Origin of the sequence: Saccharomonospora iraqiensis subsp. iraqiensis, from assembly GCF_000430445.1 — a bacterium.
In the GTDB taxonomy this organism is placed as follows: domain Bacteria; phylum Actinomycetota; class Actinomycetes; order Mycobacteriales; family Pseudonocardiaceae; genus Saccharomonospora; species Saccharomonospora iraqiensis.
The window spans coordinates 23,016-26,871 of sequence record NZ_KE387092.1 but is presented as its reverse complement, the minus strand read 5'-3'; the positions used below and the strand labels follow the sequence as shown (position 1 = coordinate 26,871).

The 3,856-nt window shown below is 73.6% G+C and carries 3 protein-coding genes and 1 tRNA gene; 1 reads left to right on the top strand and 3 read right to left on the bottom strand.

Features of this window, described 5'->3' with window-relative positions:
- A partial coding sequence (locus tag ACTIR_RS23175) for a PQQ-dependent sugar dehydrogenase (protein WP_084789488.1) occupies nt 1-2,171 on the bottom strand: 2,171 nt, incomplete at its 3' end.
- A 173-nt stretch (nt 2,172-2,344) separates the two neighbouring features.
- Between ACTIR_RS23175 and ACTIR_RS0113020 the strand changes: the two genes are divergently transcribed.
- Nucleotides 2,345-3,148 carry an alpha/beta hydrolase gene (locus ACTIR_RS0113020; protein ID WP_026454616.1) on the top strand — a complete coding sequence of 268 codons (804 nt, stop codon included), beginning with the start codon at nt 2,345-2,347 and terminating at the stop codon, nt 3,146-3,148.
- Nucleotides 3,149-3,265: 117 nt separating this feature from the next.
- On the opposite strand, the gene ACTIR_RS0113015 is transcribed toward ACTIR_RS0113020, so the two are convergent.
- Nucleotides 3,266-3,353: transfer RNA gene (locus tag ACTIR_RS0113015), tRNA-Ser, on the bottom strand.
- A 24-nt stretch (nt 3,354-3,377) separates the two neighbouring features.
- A partial coding sequence (locus ACTIR_RS23170; protein WP_084789486.1) for a nucleoside deaminase occupies nt 3,378-3,856 on the bottom strand: 479 nt, incomplete at its 5' end.

The window sequence follows — 3,856 nt, the reverse complement described above, 5'->3', positions numbered from 1 at the left end:
ATCAGCCCGTCGAGCGGCCCGTCGGCCGCCGACGCGGTGCCGGTCGACGCGGTGTCGGTCGACGCCGCGGGCGGATCCTCGCCCGGGGCGAGGTAGTGCGCGGTCAACGTGAGGTCGTCGTCGGGCATGGTGAACGTCCGGACGCGGTCGGTGTCGCCGTCCTCCTCCCAGTGGTGGAAGGTGGACTCGCCGTCCGTCGCGGTCCGGGCCGCGGCCACGCTGACCGTGGCGCCCTCGGTGACCCACGCCGAGCTGGTCGTCCCTCCGGCATCGTCCCCGTCCCCCTCGCTGGCGATCTCCAGGGCCGCGGGCACGTTGCCGGTCAGGGTCAGCCGGTGCTCCCTCGGCTGGGCCACGTACGTGTAGGTCGTGGTCACCCCCGCCCCGTCGGTGGCGGTGGCGGTGAGCTCCATGTGCGAGTCGGGGTGGTCGGTGAACGGGATCGAGAAGGACCGCCCGTCCCCGGAGCCGGTGGGGTGCGCGTGGCAGGTGGCGTCCTCGGGGCAGTGCACCACCGTGGCCTCCCAGTGCAGCGGCAGCCGTCCGTCCTCGGCGTCGGTGGCCCGTGCCGAGACCCGCACCGGGTCCCCGACCGCGTAGTTCGCGTCCTCGCGGACGTCCGCCTCGATCCGGGGGGTGTGGTTGCCCGGCACGACGGTGATCTCCGCGCGGTCCACGGCTCCCGCGGGGTCGGTGACGGTGAGCGTGGCGGTGGCGGAGTCGATCCCCTCGGCGTAGGTGTGACGCGCCCGCACCCCGGAGGCGGTCTCCCCGTCCCCGAACTCCCACTCGTAGATCAGCAGGTCGCCGTCGTGGTCGGTGGAATCGGAGGCGTCGAAGGTCACCGTGCGGCTGTCCGGGTCGGTGTCGACGTCGGCGTGTGCGCTCGGGGCACGGTTGCCGCCGACGTACGTGAGCCGTTTGAGCGTGCCGGAGCCGATGTCGGCGTAGACGATGTCGCCGTTCGCCGCGGTGCCGAAGCTGACCGGCCTGCCGATGTCGGTGCCCAGCGGCGGGCTCTCCGGGCCGCGGGACAGCCTGCCCTGGTCGTCGTAGCGCAGCGTCCACAGTTTCCCGTGGGCGTAGTCGCCGAAGAAGTACGCACCCCGGTACCGCTCCGGATAGCTCGTGCCGGTGTAGACCACGCCGCCGGTGACGCTGTTGGCGTTGTCCGCACCCTCCCCGTGCCGCAGGCTCACCAACGGCTCGGTGTTGTCCGCGTCCGCGCAGCCGGGCAGCTCCCGGTAGCCGGGGGTGCGGGCGGTGCCCTCCCAGCACGGCCAGCCGTAGGTCCGGCCCGGACGCACCAGGTTGATCTCCTCCCAGGTGTTCCAGCCGACGTCGCCCACGAGCGGCAGGCCGGTGCGTGGGTCCAGGGAGAGGCGGAACGGGCTGCGGAAACCCCCCGCGAAGACCTTGCTGCGGGCGGAGTCGGGGGCGGCCGGGTCGTAGAACGGGTTGTCCGGGACGCCCCGGCCGTCCGCGTCCAGATGCAGGATCTTGCCCTGCACCACCGACGGGTCCTTGGCCCGCAGGGCCAGCGGGTCCACCTCGGTGTAGTCGGCCACGTCGCCCACCGAGACCCACAGCGTGCCGTCGGGGTCCGGCACGAGGCCGGTGATCCCGTGCACGACCGCGTCACCGGGGATGCGGAGCAGTTCGGTCTCGCCGGTCAGCCCGGTCGGCTCGTCCGCGCCGGTCACGCGCCAGCGCGCCAGGGTGAGGTCGAAGGACCCGCCGCCGGTGGGCACCGACCGGGCCAGGTAGACGTGCCGGGTGGTCCCGTAGTCGGCGGCCGCGGCGAGGCCGAGCAGCCCCATGTCCTGGACACCGACGACGGGCAGGTCGCGCAGCGTGCGGCTGCGCTCGCCGTCGGCCGACACCCAGGAGACGGTGCCCTCCTTGCCGGTGGTGAGCACGCCACCGTCCGGCAGGTACGCGAAGTCGGTGAGCTTGCCCGGGGACTGTGCCGCGGGCAGCGTCCGCAGGGTGAACCCCGACGGCAGTTCGGGAGCCGCGGAGCCGGACGCCGACCGGTCGGGAGGTCCGGCCCCGGGGTCCGGGTCCGGGCCGGAGTGCGCGGAGGCGACGACGGACAGGCTCGCCGCCACCAGTCCGGCGAGGGTGACGGCGAGGAGACGGACGACAGTACGGTTCCCAGGGGACCTCATACCGGCACTGTCGACCGCCTTTCCGGGATTGTTTCCCGGGACACGCCGTTCGTGTCAAGACGGCACCCGGCCGCGTGAAGTCCGCCGCCCGATCAGGGGACTTGCCGTCCGCGGCGTCCGGGGGGCCACGCCACGCGGCGGACCGTACCGCGGGGTCGGGTAGTTTGCGACACATGATCGCGAGCGAACACGTCATCCTCGTCCACGGGACCTGGATGCGCGGGTCCCACTGGACCGAAGCGCGGCAGGCGTTCGAACAGCGCGGCTTCACCGTGCACACGCCGAGCCTGCGCCACCACGACCTCCCGCTGCTGGAGGGGTCGCTGCGAATGGCCTCGGTGAGCCTGACGGACTACACCGACGACCTCGCCGAACTCGCGCGGTCGCTGGACCGGCCGCCGCTGCTGGTGGGGCTGTCGATGGGCGGACTGCTCGCCCAGCTCGTGGCGGCGCGGGTCCCGCACGCGGGCGTCGTGGCCGCGTGCCCGGCCCCGGCGGCGGGCGTGTTCGGGATGTACCCGAACACCGTCCGGCTGTTCGGCAGCCACTACCTCCAGCCGCGCCCCTGGGACAAGCCGCTGTATCCCACCTGGCACCGGCTGCGCTGGGGGGCGGCGCACACCCAGGACGAGGACTACGTCCGCGGGATGTACTCGGACCTGGTCTGCGAGTCGGGCCGGGCCTACTGCGAGATGGCCTTCCCGTTCCTCGACCCGCGCAGGGCCGCCACCGTGGACTTCGACGCGGTCACCGGGCCGGTGCTGGCGATCGGTGGCGAACGGGACCGGATGATCTCGCCGCGGATCCCGCGCGCCACGGCCCGGCGGTACCGGCGCGGCAGCTACGTCGAGATTCCCGGGGCGGACCACATGGTGCTGATGGGCAACCGGCTGCACGTCACGATGCGGCGCATCGACGAGTGGCTGACCCGCGAGCGGGTGTTCGACCCGGCACCGGGGACCGGGTCGGCCGCCTGACCCCCGACCGGACGGAGGACCGGGGCGCACAGCCGAACCCGGGCACACAGCGAAACCGACCACACAGCGAAACGGCGCCGGGTCCGCGGACTCACCCGCGGACCCGGCGCCGTGCCGTGGCGGTAGCGGTGGGATTCGAACCCACGGAGGTGTTACCCTCACGCGATTTCGAGTCGCGCTCCTTAGGCCGCTCGGACACGCTACCGCTGAATACTGTACTGGAGGGTTCTCACCGATCCGACGAGGGGGGCACCCCCGGCCCGGTGAGGTCGTCCGCACCCCACTGACCGGCACCGGGGTCGTCCCGCCGACCGGCGAAGAAGTCGTCCAGCAGTGCCGCGCACTCGTCGGCGAGCACCCCGCCGAGCACCTCGGGGCGATGGTTGAGCCTGCGGTCGCGGACCACGTCCCACAGCGAACCGACCGCGCCGGTGCGCGGTTCCCACGCCCCGAACACCACCCGGGACACCCGCGCGAGCACGAGCGCGCCCGCGCACATCGTGCACGGCTCCACGGTGACCGCGAGGGTGCAGCCGGACAACCGCCACCCGTCACCGTGCGCCCGCGCCGCCTCCCGCAGCGCCAGGATCTCCGCGTGGGCGGTGGGGTCGCCCAGCTCCTCCCGGGCGTTGTGCGCCCCGGCCAACACGGTGCCGTCGGGGGCGAGCACAACCGCCCCGATCGGCACGTCCTCCGCGGCGCGCGCCC